The following is an 18,474-nucleotide window of genomic DNA, read 5'->3' on the forward strand; positions in this document are numbered from 1 at the left end:
TTTCACTTTAGCAAATGAAAATGTAATTCCAGATTTAGATATTGGAAATTATTTGAATAACATTCGTCGGGAAAAATTATTTGTTGTTGAGCAAAAACTTGTTGATGGCAAAATTTTTGAAATAGAAAGATCATATTATTTAGCAGAAGTAGAAATTGGAAATAAAGTATCTATAAACAATGAGGTTATTAAAGACGGCTCATATCAAATAAGCAACGAAAAAAAAATATATGAAGTCAAAAACAATACAATAATACAGATTTTTACAGTTAACATTTACAAAACTTCTTCTGAAACAGAAATTACAGTACATCAAAAAAATTACTGGGAGATATCAAAAGATGATAGCGTTTTTATAAACTCTGAAATTGCAGAAAGTCAATCATTAAAACTTACGAAAGGGAGGATTTTATTAATTCATGATGGTAAAATTAACCAAATAAAATGGAAAACAATTTTTCATAATTTACTGTATTTATATCTGCATTAAATTCTCACTAAGTTTCAGAGTAAATTGGGCATTTAATCGCAATAATACTTATGTCATGGGGTGATTATGTTTTTAAAGTTTCAATATAAAAACATGAGACAAATATTAAATGCCAACTGTAGAATTTGCAATTTTGAAACTGATTTTAAATATGGTGGCGGTCAGTTTAATTACCATGAAAACCGCCCTGTTTCTGCTATAAATAAAGAAACTGGACAATTTGAAACCGTGAACTATTATTTCACTTCCTTAATTGCACTGCTCTCTATCCAGCCTTCGGCTCCATCTGTTAGTTGCACTTTTTTCCATTTTTCGATGACTTCCTTCACATAAACTTTAGTTCCTTCATGCAGCACAAAAATAGATTTACCGCTATTTCTGGGTTCGCTTTTCACATTCGCCATTTCGGCAAAAACAATGGCTGGTTTTTCGGTATCAAAATGACTTTTCTCAATAATAGCTGCGACCAGCGCCATTAGTAAAAGAAAAACAGCCAGAAACATTCCAAAAAAGAAAATCCGTTTAGGAAGTGTTCTTTGTAAAAAATAGTACCCGATAAAAAACAACAAAAAAGCGGCAGCCAATCCTACAGAAACCCATCCCCAGGTATTATAATGATAAATTCCCGTGAAATCACGAACTAATTTTGCAAAACCTACTTTTGGGATTACTTTAATTTCATCAATTGTTCTTTTTTGAGCGAATTTCAGGTTGTTTATACTTCCTTGATCGTTTGGATTGAGCACTAATGCTTTTTCATAATTGTAGATCGAAGGCGCAACCTGATTCAATTTATAATAGGCATTTCCTAAATTAAAATACAATTCCGAAGAGTGCTGCTGGGTTTTCAAAACACTTTCATAGGCAGCCACGGCTTCAGTGTACTTTGCCTTTTCATAATACGCATTCCCTTTTTCAAAGCCGTTTTGGGCAAAGAAAAACTGAGTTGAAAGTAAAAGTATGTATAGTATATTTTTCATCATTATCTTTTTTTGCAACGAGGGCACAAAGGCTCATAGTGTATTTACTCAAAAATTAATTTTAGTACTTTTATTAAGCAATCTGTTTTTCCAACGCAGCGATGATATAAACTGCTTTATCAAAATCCTGTTGTATTGTAACACTGGATGAAGGTGCATAACGAGCCACTTCACAATTTTCAGTAAGCGCAATAAAATCGTTTACAGCTTCTGGTTTTGCATTTCGGGACAACAATAATTCCTGAATATTATTCTTGCTCATTTCAGAGGTTTCAATGTGTAATTTTGCCTTCAGGAAATTATGCATCGCTTTCTCCAGTGCAATGTAAAACAGTTCTTTGTTATTGATTTGTTTCTTGGCCACTGATAAATATTTCTTGGCCAGTCTATTATTCATTCGGATTCTGTTTCCGGAAATATCGCCATCCATAGCTTCCTTTTTCTTTTTGAATAACACAATTATTGGAACCAATAAAAAAGGCAGTACTAACAATCCAATAAACAAATTCGATCCAAAGAAATCCTCTTTATCAATGGTAACCAGATGGGTTTTTGACTTGATCGTTTTAAATTCTTCAACCGCTGCAATTTTATTTTTATTTCCAGCTGTAGCGGAAGAATCTGCCGGAGAAGGGCCATCAAGAATATGGATCATAATCTCTGGAGAACGGAGTGTTTTATACGTACGGGAATCCAAATCAAAATAAGAAAACAGCATTGGTTTTACTGGATAATTCCCTCTGTATTGCGGAATTATAGTATAACTGTCTGACATTTTTCCGCTCATACCGGAAAGTGGTGTACTGATGTCTTCGCTGTGAACGGCATCATACATTTCCAGCGCATTTGGCACAACTGGTTTTGGCAAACTGAACAATTTTAGATTCCCTTTTCCGGTTACGCTGACAACAAGATCCAGACTTTCTCCGTTTTTTAAATCGGTTTTAGACGGTGTGACTTTGAAGTCGAAACTTCCAACCGCTCCGGTAAAATTTTCTGGTTTTCCAGACTCGGGTAGTGGTTTAACGGTAATGGTTTTGGCTCCGGCCGAAACTCTTTGGGTCGTTTCCGTTAGTACCATTCGACCAAACATATCCCTTTGGTTCGTTGGTAACTGCACATCAACTGCTAATGATAGGGGCTCGATCTTAAGTTTTCCTGATTTTTGCGGATATAGCACTACTTTTTTTAGCACGATATAGCGATAATTTTGGCCTTTAAACATCCCCTCTTCGGCAGCAAGCTGTTTTATTTCAATATTTTGACTCCAAAAATCATTGTATTTTGGCTTGGTCAGTTCTCCTAAATTTGAGATGCCAATATTTGCAAAATACAATTTGTACACGACCGTAATGGGTTCGTTGATGTACGGATTTGTTTTAGACACATCGGCAACAAGATATAAGTTTTCATCCGCAGACACTTGTGAATCGTTTGGATCTCTGGGTTGTTGCGTAGCCTCAGTAACATTTATTTTTACTGGTGCTGTCTTATAAATTTGACCATTAAACTCTATGGCTGCCTGCTTGATAACCAAGGTTCCTTTTTGATTTGGCAAAAGAATATATGAATAGACTTTCTCAAAAGAACTTCTCCCGTTTACCCAGGACTGACTTACTTGCTGGCTGGGCCCGGCAACAATTCTAAATCCTTCAAATGAAGGCTTCACAAAATTATCCCCATCTACATTCATCATAAAATCAATACGCAACCTCTCATTTAAGCCCAACGTACTTTTGCTGACTTTGGCCTCAAACTGAACCTGAGCATTAAGGGAGCTGCACACCAATAAAACGATTGCTGCTATATATTTTTTCATTTTCAAACTGTCTAATTGAATTACCAATCCTTCTCCGTTTTAACTGGTTTTCCTTTTACTTTCTGGGCATTCACCTTATCCTGAACCTTCTTTTCTTCTCTATTTACAGCATCTAGTAAATTTTCCAGACGTTGTTTGGAGATACCTCCAGGTGCTGGTTTTGGCTCCCCATTTTCATTGGGTTTTGGCTCATTTTTATCTTTGTCCTGATCGCCTTTATCGTCTTTTTTATCTTCCTCTTTTTTGTCTTTCTTCTCGTCCTTTTTATCGTCTTTCTTGTCTTTATCTTTATCTTTCTTGTCGTCTTTTTTCTTGTCATCCTTTGGCGGATTGTCTTTCAGCATTTTTTTGGCCAAAGCAAAATTATAACGGGTTTCCTCATCGGTTGGGTCATTTCGCAAGGCGTTTTTATACGCTTCTACCGCCTGAGTATAATCCTTTTCATTCATGAATACGTTTCCCAAATTATGCAGGGCTCTGTGTTTTTGAGGTCTCGTTTTTGAATTTTTAAATGCTTTGGCGTACGCAAATTTGGCTTCTCCAGACTGCTTTTGCTTGTAAATACTATTTCCAAGATTGAAGGACGCAGCGGTACTATTAGGGAATTTTGAATCCGAAATTCTGTAATTAGCCTCTGCCTCTGCGAATTTATTTTCCGCATATTCTGCATTTGCTTTAGGCAAAATTCGGTCTTTTTGTTGTGCGTACAAACCGGCCGTTCCGCAGAAAGCAATCATTAAAAAAGCAATTATGATAATTTTAAATCTTTTCATTTATTGTATCTATAAATCCAGAAGGTTAAGAACCTTTAGGAAATAATTATTTATTTTCGTTAAATAAATTCAATTTCTTAACCCAGTTTGTTTTTCTCTCCAATAGAAAGACATCCACAAATAACAGCAAGAAGGCAAACCCCAAAAACCATTGAAATTGCGATTGAAAATCCGCCATTTCCGTCGCTTCAAATTCGGTTTTTTGAATATTATTCAATGCATTTTTTACATATTCAAGCACTTCTTTGGTATTATTTCCGTTTACATAACCCCCTTTTGTGGCTTTAGCAATCGCTGTCAGACTTTCTGGAACCAACTTCGTTATAACCACTTGGTTGTTATTGTCTTTCTTGAAACCTTCAATAATTCCATTTCTTTTCAATGGGATTGTACCTCCTTTTTCAGTTCCAACACCAATTGTAATAATTTTAATTCCCAACTTATTGGCTTCTTCAGCCGCTTCTTCAGCACCTTCATTATGGTCTTCACCATCCGAAATCATGATCAATAACTTACTCGTTTTTTTATCATCAAAATAGGTTGACGATAATTTGATTGCCTCGTTGAACGATGTTCCTACGGAGGAAACCATATCAGTATTCATGCTTTGCAAAAACATTTTTGCAACGCTGTAATCCGTAGTGATGGGCAATACCGGAAAAGCACTTCCGGCATACGCCACAATACCTATCCTATCGCTTCCTAACTGGTTGATGATTTGTGAGACAATTTGCTTGCTTTTGTCCAATCGATTGGGCGCAACATCTTCGGCCAGCATACTTTTAGAAACATCCATTGCAAAAACAATGTCAATCCCTTCCCGTTTTACGGTTTCCATCTTGGTGCCAATCTTTGGGTTTACCAAAGCAAAAATCAGCCCAAGAAAAGCTAAAATCAGCACGACTATTTTTAATACTGGCTTAAAAACGGAACTTTCCGGACTTAATTTTTTTACCATTTCTAAATCTCCAAACTCGCGCTGTTTCTTTCTTTTCCAATATAAATTGGCCAGAAAAACCAACACTAAAAGAGGCAGTATAAAAAGAAGGTATAAATATTTTTTTTCGTCTAATTCCATTTTTAATTTTAGATTTATGAATTTTGATCTTAGATTTTTACCCTAAATCAAAATTCTAAACTTGGTCATTCTAATTCCAATATTCCAGTTCGTGCTCCCTTCCCTTCGGGGAGGGCTGGGGTGGGGATTTTATATAAAGCTTTTAAAAACTGTATTCCTTAGTCCTACTTCCAGCAACAACAAAAAACCGGCAAACCATATAAAAGGCCTGAATTTTTCATCGTAATCATAGAATTTTAATTCTTCTATTTCTGTAGTTTCCAGTTTATTGATGGAGGCATAAATTTCGGCCAGCTTGCTATTGCTGGTGGCTCTAAAATATTTTCCGTCCGTTTTTCTGGCAATACTTTTCATTAATTGTTCGTCGATTTCCACTTTCATCATTTGGAATAAAAACGTTCCATTAGGTGCTATTTTATAGGGAAACATGGCCATTCCGTTAGTTCCAATTCCTACTGTGTATACTTTTATTCCATATTGCTTGGCGATGTCTGAGGCTGTTTCCGGCTCAATGAACCCAGCATTATTCACACCATCTGTCAAAAGAATAATGACTTTACTTTTGGCTTTACTGTCTTTTAATCGGTTTACGGCAGTGGCTAATCCCATCCCGATTCCGGTTCCGTCCTGCAAAACAGTATCGTATTTTATAGTGCTAATCGCATTTAGGATTACTGCTTTATCGCTGGTCACCGGTGTTTTTGTGTACGCTTCCGAGGCATACACCACTAATCCTATTCTGTCATTTGGTCGTTCTTCAACAAAATCAGCTGCGACTCTTTTCAATGCTTCCATTCGGTTTGGTTTCAAATCTTTGGCCAGCATACTCCCAGAAACATCCATTGCCATAACAATATCAATTCCTTTAGTTGTTTTTGTTCTACTGCTTACATCCACCGTTCTTGGCCTGGCCATGGCAACAATTAAAGAACACAATGCTAAAACCCGTAATACATTCAACAGTGGCTTTAACTTTGTCAAATACGACTCTGCGCCTTTAAATCCTGCTATAGAACTAATTTTTAATGTTGCGATCTGTTCGTTTTTTGTCCAAAGCAACCAGACAATCACAACTGGAATCAGTAGAAACAGCCAAAAAAATTCTGGGTTCAAAAAAGTTATTTTATCCATTATTTACTTGCTTGTTTTAATTCGACCGAGTTCAAAACTCGTTCTGAGATTTCATTGCCATAGGTATCTCCTTCTTCATGAAAAAGTAAAATTTGTTGTAATCCACCTTCCTGACTGAACAATACTGCTTCATAGTACATTTTTACACCTGTCGCATCACCGCCATCAACTTGGGAAAAAGTGCCGTAGGCTTTAATCCCTTTGACCCCTTCTTTGGTTTCAAATTCTTCTTGTTTAACAATCATATTTTGAGCTCCTTGGGATTCTAATGATTGCAATATCCCGTCCATCGATTTAGCCAAATCAATTTGCGTTTCTGCTTTGAATTTTAACGTAGAAACCATCACATAAAAACGATCTAAAACACTACCATACACAAACGATTGCATCTCTTTAATCAATGCCATTCCATTTTTAGGAAGCGTTTTAGTCAGATCTATTCTCTTGAGTACTTTTGGTGTTTCTATGATAATTCCTGGATTTCCATATTCACTTTTTACCCATTCGCCTTCTAATAATTCTTTTGTAGGATGACCAATGATATTGTCTTTCACATAACTAAACCCTTTGGTAACAATAAAAAAAGTGGTGGTCGCTGCCAATAAAAAAAGTACAATAGCGCTGGCCGTAAGAATCCGTTTATTTCTTTGTTTGCGCAACTGAATTTGAATTTGTTTTTGTCTTTGTGCTTCATTCAACAGTATCTCTTCTGCTTCTGGAACTTCCAGCGGAATGGAGCTGTCCAGGGTTAAAATTGCTTTTTGAATTTTATTTCGGTCTTCGGTTATTTCAAAATCCAATGGTTTCGATTTGGCAAATTTCACTAAATCGGCTTGTTTCAAAACACGCTCCAGATTATCGATAATTTCCTTCGAAAGCGTCATTTTCTTTTTGACAGAAGCCGCTCTAAGTCCAAGAATCAGCTCTGATGTAGTACTTTCCATAGCTGGAATTTCTATGGCTTCTTCAATATAATTTCGGGCAATATCAGTCAATTCACTGTAATAGGCTTTGACTTCTCCTTTTTGCCAAAGTTCTTTTTTCTCCAAAGAATCCAGCAAACTAGTCGCTCTTTCTATAGGCGTTTTATAAATTTCTTTGTGTAGTTTTTTCTCTTGTCGTTTTTTAATAAACCAATAAATACACGCTCCTATACCACCAATCAAAGCAACAATCAGCAGGTATTTCCACCAATCCCCAATTGAATTATCCGCAGGAGCAATGTCCTTGATGTCGTACATTTTTTGTTTCAAAGTATCCACTTGAACATTCGCTACCTCAACCAAAAGCGAATCCGTAAAAAACGGTTTGCTGTTGATAAAAATCTTGATACTTGGAACCACATATCTGCCAGAATCAAATTGGGTCAACCCGTATTTCTTGATTAATTCATAACGGCCGTCCATTTTGACCGTATCAATAGGATACGACTGAATCACCTCTAAAGCGCCAAGGTTTTTTAAGTTTGGAAAAATGACCTTAGACGAAGTATCAACAGTAGTTTTTATAGATAATTTAAATTCGGCACCAATTTTATTTTTAATTGTATCAATACTTGTGACTACTTGCTTTTGTTGTGCAAAAACAGCCGTAGAAAGCAGCAATAGTAGGTATAATTGTTTTTTCATCTTTTATTATTGAACCCTTATCTCGATTTAAAATAACTCAGCAATTTAGTCACATAACTTTCATCAACTCTTGTGTTTACCACACCTGAACCTGATTTACTGAATGTTTCTTTAAAATAGGTTACTTTATTATGGTACTGTTTTTCATAATTCATTCGCACTGCTTTCGAGCTGGTATTTATCAATTCAATTGCTCCGGTTTCGGCATCAAGCATAGAAACCATCCCTAAATTCGGCATTTTTTCTTCCCGAATGTCGTACACGCGAATCCCAGTTATATCGTGTTTTTTAGAGGCTATTTTTAATGTATGTTCATACTCTTCCGACATGAAATCAGAAATTACAAACACAATAGCTTTCTTTTTCTGGGTTCCCGATAAAAATTTTAAGGCTTGGGCAAGATCTGTTTTACGGCTTTTGGGCTGAAATTCGATCAATTCCCTGATGATGCGCAATACATGCGATCTTCCCTTTTTTGGCGGAATATACAATTCGATTGCGTCAGAAAACAAAATTAAACCTATTTTATCATTGTTTTGTGTGGCTGAAAAAGCCATTGTTGCCGCAATCTCCGTAACAATATCTTTCTTGAATTGATTTTTCGAACCAAAACTTTCTGATCCTGATATATCCACCATCAACATCATGGTCAATTCCCGTTCTTCCTCAAACACTTTTACGTGCGCTTCATTGTATCGCGCCGTAACATTCCAATCAATAGCACGAATATCATCTCCAAACTGGTATTGACGCACCTCGCTGAACGTCATTCCGCGCCCTTTAAAAGATGTGTGGTATTCCCCCGAAAAGATGTGATCGCTCAATCTTCGGGTTTTGATTTCTATTTTTCGTACTTTTTTTAAGAGGTCTTTTGTATCCATTTCTTTGGTAATGAGTGAGAAGTGAGTGGTGAGTAGCAACCAAAAAAGGCTAATTACTATTCACTTTTTACTATTCACTTTTATGGCACTTCTATTTCGTTTACAATTTTGTTAATGATATCGACTGAAGTAATGTTTTCGGCTTCTGCTTCGTAGGTAACACCAATTCTGTGACGCAATACATCATGCACTACCGCCCGAACATCTTCTGGAATTACATAACCGCGACGTTTGATAAAAGCGTAACATTTTGCAGCATTTGCTAAATTGATGCTTCCTCGAGGAGATGCTCCAAAACTGATTAACGGTTTCAAATCAGCCAATTTGTATTTCTCCGGGTACCGTGTGGCAAAAACGATATCCAGAATGTATTTCTCTATTTTTTCATCCATGTATACTTCCCGAACGGCTTCCTGTGCACGCAAGATTTGCTCTACTGAAACTACTGGATTAACTTTTTCATAACTCCCTTTCAGGTTCTGGCGAACAATCAAACGTTCGTCTTCCATTTTTGGGTAATCAATAACCGTTTTCAACATAAAACGATCCACCTGGGCTTCAGGCAATTGGTACGTTCCTTCTTGTTCAATAGGATTTTGAGTAGCCAAAACCAAGAATGGACGGTCTAGTTTGAAAGTAGTGTCTCCAATAGTTACTTGCTTTTCCTGCATGGCTTCCAGTAAGGCGGATTGTACTTTGGCAGGTGCACGATTTATCTCATCCGCAAGGACGAAATTAGCAAAAATTGGTCCTTTTTTTATCGAAAACTCATTTTGCTTAATATTGTAAATCATTGTTCCCACAACATCCGCAGGCAATAAATCCGGCGTAAATTGTATTCTGCTGAAAGAACCATGTACCGCTTGTGAAAGCGTATTGATCGCTAATGTTTTTGCTAATCCGGGAACTCCTTCTAATAAAATATGACCCTGACCCAAAAGTCCAATCAACAAACGCTCCACCATGTGCTTTTGACCTACAATAACCTTGTTCATTTCCATTGTGAGAAGGTCTATAAAAGCACTCTCTCTTTCAATTTTTTCATTGATTGCTCTGATGTCTAAAGCCGCTGTATTTTCTTCCATTTTATTATTTTTAAAACCTTGAATTTAATGCCGTCGTTTTGAAGGTGCAAATTGAATTTTTTTTTAGAAGTAAGATGTTAAAAAATGGTTAAAACTTCGACAAAAGACTTAATTTTAAGGCCGAATTATGATACAATTTTTATATTTTTAAGAACTTTGGAAAATATATTTCGAATTTGAAGATTTACGCATTTTAATAAAAAATAAAAAACATGAATAAAACTAAATTATCACCCATTGTAGCAGGCGTCATGAACTGGGGGATTTGGGATAAAAATCTCAATACCAAAGAAATGGAAAACATGATTAATGTGTGTTTAGAAAATAAAATCACCACTTTTGACCATGCTGATATCTACGGGGATTACACCACCGAGTCTGATTTTGGAAAAGCATTTGCAGCCAGCAGTATTGACCGGGAAAAAATGCAATTGATATCCAAATGCGGAATCCAAATGGTGACCGAAAACCGGAACAATACGATCAAACATTATGAATATTCAAAAGAGTACATCATCTGGTCCGTTGAAAACTCCTTAAAAAACCTGCATACCGATTATTTAGACGTGCTTTTACTACACAGACCCAGTCCTTTGATGCAGCCGGATGAAATTGCCGAAGCCGTTTTGAAGCTAAAATCAGAAGGGAAGATCATCGATTTTGGAGTTTCTAATTTCACTTCTACACAAACCGAATTAATTGGTCAAAAAACAGAAGTCTTGTACAATCAAGTCCAATTTTCGGCCACTAATTTCGAACCTATGGTGGATGGAAGTTTTGATTATATGCAGGCCAATAACATTCGGCCTATGTCTTGGAATCCACTTGGATCTGTTTTCAGAAAAGATATTCCGCAAACCCATCGCTTAAAAAAATTATTGGCGACCTTAGTTTCAAAATACCATTTAGGCTCCGACTCGATTTTGCTGTCCTGGATTTTAAAACACCCTGCTCAAGTAATTCCTATTGCCGGAACGGTAAATGTAGCCCGAATCCAATCCTTGATGAAAGCCGTTGAATTAGAATTAGACAAAGAAGATTGGTTTGCTATTTGGGCAGCAAGTATGGGAACAAATGTAGCCTAGAATCCCTATTCAACTCAACAACTTTAGAATCAAAAAAGAAAAAAATTTCATGACTAAAACAGCCTTAGTGACCGGAGCCACCAGCGGAATTGGTAAAGCAACAGCACAAATATTAGCTAAAAATAACTATCAGATTATTCTTTGCGGACGCCGTGAGGACCGATTGACTGAACTCAAAAAGGAGCTTTCAGCATTTACCAAAGTGCATACGTTGTCTTTTGACGTTCGAGATAAAAAAGCGGTTTTCGAAAGCATCAATTCTATTCCGGAAGTCTTTGCTACAATTGATGTTTTGATTAATAATGCCGGAAATGCACATGGTTTAGACCCCATTCAAAAAGGAGATTTAGACGACTGGGATGCCATGATTGACATCAATGTAAAAGGACTTTTGTATGTCTCAAAAGCCATAATCCCACAAATGATCGAACGAAAATCAGGTCATATTATCAACATTGGGTCCATAGCCGGAAAAGAAGTATATCCAAACGGAAACGTCTATTGTGCTTCCAAACATGCTGTTGATGCCTTAAACCAAGCTATGCGAATGGACTTGAATCCTTATGGAATCCGGGTGGGAGCCATTCATCCCGGTGCCGTGGAAACAGAATTCAGTGAAGTGCGTTTCAAAGGCGATACAGACAGAGCCGCCAATGTATACAAAGGTTTTGAGCCATTACATCCTGAAGACATTGCTGACATTATTCACTTTGTAGTTTCCAGACCGTACCATGTAAATATTGCCGATTTGATGGTGTTGCCAACCGCACAAGCCGCTGCTACTATTTTAAAAAGGAATTGATTATCCCCATTATTTATTATAAAACACTACAATACATCGAGTTATCATTATATTTATAAAAGGGAATAAACAAAAAATGCAACAGGTAAAAATGCAACCGCTAATTCGCAGATTTTCTAATTAATTTTAAAATCTGCGAATTAGCGGTAGTTTATTAAAATATTCTGATAGAAAAGGATCAAAATAGGATCAACAAATATGTCTTTACAACACTGAAAAAAAAAATACATAATAAACAGTACCAATGATCAACAAACGCATTCTTATTAAAAACCTGCTTGCTCACAATGATGAAAGTAGTTTTTATGACAAAAAGCGCCAGTTAAATTTGCATACACGGGAAGGAAAAGCCAAGTTTCTCAAACACATTTGCGCGCTGTCCAATTCAAACCCTATGAATAACTCCTATATTGTAGTGGGGGTTGAAGACCAAGACAATACTATTGTGGGGGATGATTTTTTTGATGACAGTCGGATTCAGAATTTAGTGAATGCCTATCTGGAGAATCCACCCAAAATTCAATATGAAAATATACCTTTTCCAAATCTACCAAAGGACAAGGTTATCGGACTGGTAACAATCAAGCCAAAAAGCAACACCTCCTATTTCAAAAAAGGAATTCACACGATTCCTGCCAACAGTATTTTTATCCGAAGAGGCAGCAACACGACACCGGTTGAAGGCGAAATTGAAAAGAATTATCAGAATACGGAAACCGTAATTGGCATTGAAAACAACTCCCGAAACAGCATTGAATACACACTTGATGGCGTGATTGATTTTATGAATTTACGCCACAAAGACATGTCGCCAAAGTATAAAGTATTCAAGGAGTTATTTGTGATTTGCTGGGCAGGAATTGCAAAAAAATCCCGTGATAAAACGTATTTATCCCGCGTGGATATTGAATTGATCAACGAACAAATCAAGCTGTTTTATTCGGCTCAGGATGTGGTCGAAATCACTTTTGACGAAGATACTTTTACCATTATTGAGTATGTTCCTTTGGGTCTGAATGATAAAACGAGTTATTATCCTTTAGAAAAACAAACGATTCATTTTCACGACAATGGCTATTATAAAATTGAGAGAGAGATGCTTTTTCAACCACCGGAATTCAACAAGAAAATGCTGTTCCATATTTATAATGCCAATATTACTTTGCTGAACAAACTCCAAAAAGGACTTTCATTAAGCAAACGAGAAGAAAAAGATTTAGAGAATTTACCCTCAACATTTATGATTTGCTACCTCAACGGTTTTGAAGAAGCCAAACAAAAGCTAATAGATGCCAAAGTACTGTTGAAACCTTTCAACCACGTGTATTTATCGTTTAAGGAAGCGTTGCGAATTTTGAGAAAGATGAAATATGATGTGCAGTAATTTTTTGTTGATTTATTTATTTTTAAAATGTCCTGAAAAGTAAAATAAGCCCCTAAAGTAGTGATATTTTAAGTTTTACTTTAAAATGAGATTTGAGGAATTTAGCCCTGTTATTTGCAATAAAAATCAGAATTTTTAAAAAAGAGCTCCTTTAACTTTAGTTAAAAAAATAAGTTAAAAAGTAGTACTTCACCACTCTTTTACTTAATTTTATACCTTGAAAGACAGCTCGTATTTCTTGCTGTTTTTAGACTAATAAATGAACAACCCGTACATGAGAACACTTGTTATAGGCGATATCCACGGTGGTTTGCGAGCATTGCACCAAATTATGGAAAGAGCCAATGTTACTAAAAACGACACCCTGATTTTTCTGGGAGATTACGTCGATGGCTGGAGTCAATCGCCTCAAGTACTAGATTTTATCATTGCTCTGAAAACCAAACAAAACTGCATCTGCATCCGTGGGAACCATGATGATTTATTGCTGGAATGGCTCGGCGAAAGCAAAGACAATCTGCTTTGGCACAAACATGGTGGAGAAGCAACTGTTTTAGCCTACGAAACGGTTGGCTTAGAAACCAAGAAAAAACACATTGAATTCCTGAAATCATTAGAAAATTTTCATCTGGACGAGCAACAACGGCTTTTTGTCCATGCCGGTTTTACGAATATGAATGGTGTTGACTTTGAATATTTTCCCGGGCTTTTCTATTGGGACAGAACCTTATGGGAAACGGCCTTGGCATTAGACACGACAATGAAAACCGACCATGCGTTTTACCCAAAACGCTTTACTTTATATAATGAAATCTATATTGGTCACACGCCTGTCACCCGAATAGGTGAAACGACTCCCGTTCAAAAGGCAAATGTTTGGAATGTAGATACCGGAGCAGCCTTCAAAGGACCATTGACTATTATGGATGTTGACACCAAGGAGTTTTGGCAAAGTGAACCTTTGAACCAATTGTATTTTGACGAAAAAGGAAGAAATTAGATGTCCTATTTTTTTAAACCTGTGTTTAAAAGTGATCTATTACTGCCACATTAACACTTGCACAAGCTTTAAAAAACAAAAAAAAATCGTCTAAGTCAAATATATTTGTCTGGGCACTTTGGATTTTATTATTGCTGTAGAAAAGGGTTTGTTTTTTTCGATGTGTATGACGGGTTAGATTACATCACAAAGATTATTGTGCGTGTTTTTTAATAAGTTTACAAGGAATTTGTAATACTAAAAAAGGCAATTTGAAATATTCAAATTGCCTTTTTTAGTTAATTCTATTTTGGGGTTACAAGTCAAATTTTATTCCTTGTGCCAATGGCAATTGGGTTCCGTAATTGATAGTATTAGTTTGTCTTCTCATGTAGGCTTTCCATGCATCAGAACCCGATTCACGTCCGCCGCCAGTTTCTTTTTCCCCTCCAAAAGCACCACCAATTTCAGCTCCTGAAGTACCAATATTTACGTTGGCAATTCCACAATCGGAACCCGATTGAGAAAGGAACAATTCCATTTCTCTCATGCTGTTTGTAAAAATCGAAGAAGAAAGTCCTTGTGGAACTCCGTTTTGCAACGCAATCGCTTCTTCAATCGTGCTGTATTTCATTACATATAAAATAGGAGCAAAAGTTTCTGTTTGCACAATGTTAAAATGGTTTTCAGCTTCAATGATACATGGTCTTACATAACAACCACTTTCATATCCTTCTCCTTCAACCAAACCACCTTCAACAATAATTTTTCCACCTTCTTTTTTAGCGCTTTCAATCGCATTCAAATATTCCTGAACAGCACCTTTATCGATCAGCGGTCCTACGTGATTATTCTCATCCAATGGATTTCCTATTTGCAATTGTCCGTACGCATTTTTCAACACGCTGATCGTTTTGTCATATACACTTTCGTGAATGATTAAACGTCTGGTTGAGGTACAACGCTGTCCTGCTGTTCCTACCGCTCCAAAAACCGCTCCGACTAATACCATACTGATATCCGCGTGTTCCGAAACGATAATGGCATTGTTCCCTCCTAATTCAAGGATAGTATTTCCAAAACGTTCGGCAACAGTTTTTGATACGTGACGACCTATTCTAGTTGAACCTGTAAAAGAAACCAGCGAAATTCTCTTATCATTATTGATTAAGTCTCCGGATTCATTTCCTGTTACTAAACAACTAACGCCTTCAGGAACGTTATTTCTTTTTAACACTGTTTTAATGATGTTCTGACAAGCAATTCCACATAAAGGTACTTTTGAACTTGGCTTCCAGATGGCAACATCACCGCAAACCCAAGCAATCATAGCGTTCCAACTCCAAACTGCTACCGGAAAGTTAAACGCTGAAATGATTCCAACCGTTCCTATTGGATGGTATTGCTCATACATCCGGTGCAAAGGTCTTTCAGAGTGCATGGTTAATCCGTACAATTGACGGGATAATCCCACCGCAAAATCACAGATATCAATCATTTCCTGTACTTCGCCATATCCTTCTTGAAGACTTTTTCCCATTTCATAAGAAACTAGTTTTCCTAAAGGCTCTTTGAATTTTCTTAATTCATCTCCCATCTGGCGAACGATATCCCCTCTTTTAGGAGCTGGAACCATACGCCATTCTAAAAATGCTTCCGAAGCTTTTTGCATTGCTTTTTCATAGTCTTCCTTAGAAGACGTTTTTACTTTTCCAATTAAAGTCCCATCTGCTGGTGAATAACTTTCGATGATTTTTCCATTGGCAAAATTAGCTGCTCCTGTTGATGTTCCTTCATTTACCTCCTCAATCCCTAATTGCTTTAGGGCGTCTTTGATTCCGAATTGATCTGCTATTGTTATCATTGTAACTTTTTTATTAAAAATTGTTATATTATTTACAAATATATTGATTTAACGTCAAATACTAAACATTGCTACTTTTATTTTGTTCTTTGGATCCAAAATCTGTTTTTTATAAAACAAACCCTTTTATAGATCTCAGAATTCTATCCAAATGATCTTCTTTTGAGGTTCCTTGTTATCGGTAGGCAAAATAAAATCGGATACACACTATAGTTTTAATCCCCTATAGTTGTAAATCTATTCTATTTTATCTTAAAAACAGAACAATTACTTATCTTAACTTTTATTTCCTGCGACGTTCCGTGAATATATTTGCAAGGGATAGTGGGAAATAGCTCCAAATAAAAATTGGATTGCTTATTTTTGTGCTCAATAAAATAGAATCATGATACAGAATCCAAAAAGATATACAATTACAGCGGCATTGCCTTATACGAACGGCCCAATTCACATTGGCCATTTGGCGGGTGTCTACGTACCTTCGGACATATATTCCAGATATTTAAGATTGCAGGGAAGAGACGTTTTGTTTGTTTGCGGAAGTGACGAGCACGGCGTGGCGATTTCGATGAAAGCTAAAAAAGAAGGTATTACACCACAGGAAGTAATCGATAAATATGACGGAATTATACGTAAATCATTCTCTGATTTTGGAATTTCATTTGATAATTATTCCAGAACTTCGGCTAAAATCCATCATGATACCGCTTCGGAATTTTTTAAAAAGCTGTATGATAAAGGTGATTTTATTGAGGAAGTGACCGAGCAATTGTATGATGCAAAAGCGGATCAATTTTTGGCAGACCGGTTTGTGGTGGGAACGTGTCCAAAATGTGGCAACGAAGAAGCCTACGGCGATCAATGCGAAAAATGTGGCTCTACGTTGAATGCTACGGATTTGATTAATCCAAAATCGACCATTACAGGCGAAACGCCAATTATGAAAGCAACGAAACACTGGTTTTTGCCTTTGGATCGTTATGAAGATTTCCTGAAAGAATGGATTCTTGTTGGACATAAAAACGACTGGAAACCGAATGTTTACGGACAAGTAAAATCATGGATTGACGGTGGTTTAGAGCCTCGTGCAGTAACTCGTGACTTGGACTGGGGAATTGACGTTCCTGTTGAAGGTGCCGAAGGAAAAAAATTATACGTGTGGTTTGATGCGCCTATTGGCTACATTTCTTCTACAAAAGAATGGGCTTTGCGCGAAGGAAAAGATTGGGAACCGTACTGGAAAGATCAGGATACAAAACTGGTTCACTTCATAGGGAAAGACAATATTGTTTTCCATTGCATTATTTTTCCGGCGATGTTGAAAGCCGAAGGAAGTTATATTTTGCCGGACAATGTGCCTGCAAATGAGTTCTTAAATTTGGAAGGAAATAAATTATCGACTTCAAAAAACTGGGCGGTTTGGCTGCACGAATATTTGGAAGAATTCCCGAATCAGCAAGACGTGTTGCGTTATGCGTTGACCTCAAATGCACCGGAAACAAAAGACAATGATTTTACCTGGAAAGATTTTCAGGCGAGAAACAATAATGAATTGGTGGCGATTTACGGAAATTTCATTAATCGCGTGGTAGTTTTAACCAATAAATATTACAACGGAATTGTACCTACTCCAAATGAACTTTCGGAAGTGGACGAAGCTACTTTGACGGAATTGAAAGCATATCCAGCGGTGATTTCAAGTTCTCTGGAGCGTTACAGATTCCGGGAAGCGTTGAGCGAGTTGATGAATGTGGCTCGTTTAGGAAATAAATATTTAGCCGACGAAGAACCCTGGAAAGTAATCAAAGACAATCCGGAGCGCGTGCAGACACAAATGTACGTTGCGTTGCAAATTGCGGCTGCGTTGAGTTCACTTTGCGAACCCTTCTTGCCGTTTACAGCTACAAAATTATCAAGAATTCTAAAAATAAAAAGTCCTTTGAATTGGAATACTGTTGCTCAAAACTCTGATTTGATTCCAGCTGGTCACCAAATTGGAGAAGCGGAATTATTGTTTGCCAAAATTGAAGACGAGGAAATACAGAAACAAATTGACAAATTAGAGGCGACTAAAACGGCTAACAAAGCAGAGAATAAAGTAGCCGAACCACAGAAAGAAACAATTCAATTTGAGGATTTTGCCAAAATGGATATCCGTACGGGAACAATCTTGGAAGCAGAAAAAATGCCAAAAGCGAACAAGCTTTTGATTTTGAAAATAGATACTGGAATTGACGTGCGCACCATTGTTTCAGGAATTGCGGAGAGTTTTAAGCCCGAAGATATAATAGGGAAAAAAGTTACTGTTTTAGTGAATTTGGCTCCAAGAAACCTTCGTGGCGTAGAAAGTCAGGGCATGATATTGATGACCACTAATGCCGAAGGGAAACTGGTTTTTGTAAATCCGGATACCGATGGCGTTGCCAATGGAGAGACTATAAATTAAGAAAAAACAACCGCAAATTTGCTAATTAATATGTAATCTTAAATATATT

Annotated in this window: 15 protein-coding genes; 6 read left to right on the forward strand and 9 right to left on the reverse strand. The window is 36.7% G+C overall.

Annotated elements, in window-relative coordinates:
• Nucleotides 1-52: 52 nt before the first annotated feature.
• Nucleotides 53-490 (forward strand): hypothetical protein, encoded by a 438-nt coding sequence (locus EKL97_RS00545; protein WP_126567766.1) that lies wholly within the window; start codon nt 53-55, stop codon nt 488-490.
• Nucleotides 491-726: 236 nt separating this feature from the next.
• Here the strand turns inward: EKL97_RS00545 and EKL97_RS00550 are convergent, their stop codons facing one another.
• From EKL97_RS00550 to EKL97_RS00585, 8 genes are all read right to left on the reverse strand, one after another.
• Nucleotides 727-1,470, reverse strand: coding sequence for a tetratricopeptide repeat protein (locus EKL97_RS00550; protein ID WP_126567768.1), 744 nt, complete (start codon nt 1,468-1,470; stop codon nt 727-729).
• A 73-nt stretch (nt 1,471-1,543) separates the two neighbouring features.
• Nucleotides 1,544-3,289, reverse strand: coding sequence for a BatD family protein (locus EKL97_RS00555; protein ID WP_126567769.1), 1,746 nt, complete (start codon nt 3,287-3,289; stop codon nt 1,544-1,546).
• A 20-nt stretch (nt 3,290-3,309) separates the two neighbouring features.
• Nucleotides 3,310-4,062, reverse strand: coding sequence for a tetratricopeptide repeat protein (locus tag EKL97_RS00560; protein WP_126567771.1), 753 nt, complete (start codon nt 4,060-4,062; stop codon nt 3,310-3,312).
• Nucleotides 4,063-4,108: 46 nt separating this feature from the next.
• Nucleotides 4,109-5,140 (reverse strand): vWA domain-containing protein, encoded by a 1,032-nt coding sequence (locus EKL97_RS00565; protein ID WP_126457678.1) that lies wholly within the window; start codon nt 5,138-5,140, stop codon nt 4,109-4,111.
• Between the two features lie 129 nt (nt 5,141-5,269).
• Complete coding sequence (locus tag EKL97_RS00570; RefSeq protein ID WP_126567772.1) at nt 5,270-6,271, reverse strand: vWA domain-containing protein; 1,002 nt, start codon at nt 6,269-6,271, stop codon at nt 5,270-5,272.
• Nucleotides 6,271-7,899 (reverse strand): hypothetical protein, encoded by a 1,629-nt coding sequence (locus tag EKL97_RS00575; RefSeq protein ID WP_126563571.1) that lies wholly within the window; start codon nt 7,897-7,899, stop codon nt 6,271-6,273. The genes EKL97_RS00570 and EKL97_RS00575 overlap by 1 nt, the downstream gene beginning before the upstream one ends.
• 17 nt (nt 7,900-7,916) lie before the next feature.
• Nucleotides 7,917-8,780 carry a DUF58 domain-containing protein gene (locus EKL97_RS00580; RefSeq protein WP_126457681.1) on the reverse strand — a complete coding sequence of 288 codons (864 nt, stop codon included), beginning with the start codon at nt 8,778-8,780 and terminating at the stop codon, nt 7,917-7,919.
• A gap of 80 nt (nt 8,781-8,860) precedes the next feature.
• Nucleotides 8,861-9,865, reverse strand: coding sequence for an AAA family ATPase (locus tag EKL97_RS00585; protein ID WP_126452140.1), 1,005 nt, complete (start codon nt 9,863-9,865; stop codon nt 8,861-8,863).
• Nucleotides 9,866-10,077: 212 nt separating this feature from the next.
• Here EKL97_RS00585 and EKL97_RS00590 point away from each other — a divergent pair, with 212 nt between their 5' ends.
• The 4 genes from EKL97_RS00590 to EKL97_RS00605 all read left to right on the forward strand — a co-directional run bounded on the left by EKL97_RS00590 (nt 10,078) and on the right by EKL97_RS00605 (nt 14,136).
• On the forward strand, nt 10,078-10,950 hold the full coding sequence (locus tag EKL97_RS00590) for an aldo/keto reductase family oxidoreductase (protein ID WP_126452142.1): 873 nt from the start codon (nt 10,078-10,080) through the stop codon (nt 10,948-10,950).
• 49 nt (nt 10,951-10,999) lie between these two features.
• Nucleotides 11,000-11,752 (forward strand): SDR family NAD(P)-dependent oxidoreductase, encoded by a 753-nt coding sequence (locus tag EKL97_RS00595; protein ID WP_126457682.1) that lies wholly within the window; start codon nt 11,000-11,002, stop codon nt 11,750-11,752.
• 244 nt (nt 11,753-11,996) lie between these two features.
• On the forward strand, nt 11,997-13,136 hold the full coding sequence (locus EKL97_RS00600) for an ATP-binding protein (RefSeq protein ID WP_126457683.1): 1,140 nt from the start codon (nt 11,997-11,999) through the stop codon (nt 13,134-13,136).
• A 274-nt stretch (nt 13,137-13,410) separates the two neighbouring features.
• Entirely contained in the window at nt 13,411-14,136 is a 726-nt protein-coding gene (locus tag EKL97_RS00605; protein ID WP_126452327.1) for a metallophosphoesterase family protein, read from the forward strand.
• A 295-nt stretch (nt 14,137-14,431) separates the two neighbouring features.
• Here the strand turns inward: EKL97_RS00605 and EKL97_RS00610 are convergent, their stop codons facing one another.
• Nucleotides 14,432-15,979, reverse strand: a complete 1,548-nt coding sequence (locus EKL97_RS00610; protein WP_126452148.1) for an aldehyde dehydrogenase family protein — start codon at nt 15,977-15,979, stop codon at nt 14,432-14,434.
• Nucleotides 15,980-16,364: 385 nt separating this feature from the next.
• Here EKL97_RS00610 and metG point away from each other — a divergent pair, with 385 nt between their 5' ends.
• Complete coding sequence (gene metG, locus EKL97_RS00615; protein ID WP_126567774.1) at nt 16,365-18,425, forward strand: methionine--tRNA ligase; 2,061 nt, start codon at nt 16,365-16,367, stop codon at nt 18,423-18,425.
• Nucleotides 18,426-18,474: the final 49 nt, after the last annotated feature.

The organism is Flavobacterium sp. LS1P28 (assembly GCF_003970335.1).
Classification (GTDB): Bacteria; Bacteroidota; Bacteroidia; order Flavobacteriales; family Flavobacteriaceae; genus Flavobacterium.

Excerpts from the sequence above, each read along its gene's own strand:
- EKL97_RS00550 (WP_126567768.1), bottom strand. The coding sequence starts at position 1,470 with ATGAAAAATATACTATACATACTTTTACTTTCAACTCAGTTTTTCTTT.
- EKL97_RS00555 (WP_126567769.1), bottom strand. The coding sequence starts at position 3,289 with ATGAAAAAATATATAGCAGCAATCGTTTTATTGGTGTGCAGCTCCCTT.
- EKL97_RS00560 (WP_126567771.1), bottom strand. The coding sequence starts at position 4,062 with ATGAAAAGATTTAAAATTATCATAATTGCTTTTTTAATGATTGCTTTC.
- EKL97_RS00565 (WP_126457678.1), bottom strand. The coding sequence starts at position 5,140 with ATGGAATTAGACGAAAAAAAATATTTATACCTTCTTTTTATACTGCCT.
- EKL97_RS00570 (WP_126567772.1), bottom strand. The coding sequence starts at position 6,271 with ATGGATAAAATAACTTTTTTGAACCCAGAATTTTTTTGGCTGTTTCTA.
- EKL97_RS00575 (WP_126563571.1), bottom strand. The coding sequence starts at position 7,899 with ATGAAAAAACAATTATACCTACTATTGCTGCTTTCTACGGCTGTTTTT.
- EKL97_RS00580 (WP_126457681.1), bottom strand. The coding sequence starts at position 8,780 with ATGGATACAAAAGACCTCTTAAAAAAAGTACGAAAAATAGAAATCAAA.
- EKL97_RS00585 (WP_126452140.1), bottom strand. The coding sequence starts at position 9,865 with ATGGAAGAAAATACAGCGGCTTTAGACATCAGAGCAATCAATGAAAAA.
- EKL97_RS00590 (WP_126452142.1), top strand. The coding sequence starts at position 10,078 with ATGAATAAAACTAAATTATCACCCATTGTAGCAGGCGTCATGAACTGG.
- EKL97_RS00595 (WP_126457682.1), top strand. The coding sequence starts at position 11,000 with ATGACTAAAACAGCCTTAGTGACCGGAGCCACCAGCGGAATTGGTAAA.
- EKL97_RS00600 (WP_126457683.1), top strand. The coding sequence starts at position 11,997 with ATGATCAACAAACGCATTCTTATTAAAAACCTGCTTGCTCACAATGAT.
- EKL97_RS00605 (WP_126452327.1), top strand. The coding sequence starts at position 13,411 with ATGAGAACACTTGTTATAGGCGATATCCACGGTGGTTTGCGAGCATTG.
- EKL97_RS00610 (WP_126452148.1), bottom strand. The coding sequence starts at position 15,979 with ATGATAACAATAGCAGATCAATTCGGAATCAAAGACGCCCTAAAGCAA.
- metG (WP_126567774.1), top strand. The coding sequence starts at position 16,365 with ATGATACAGAATCCAAAAAGATATACAATTACAGCGGCATTGCCTTAT.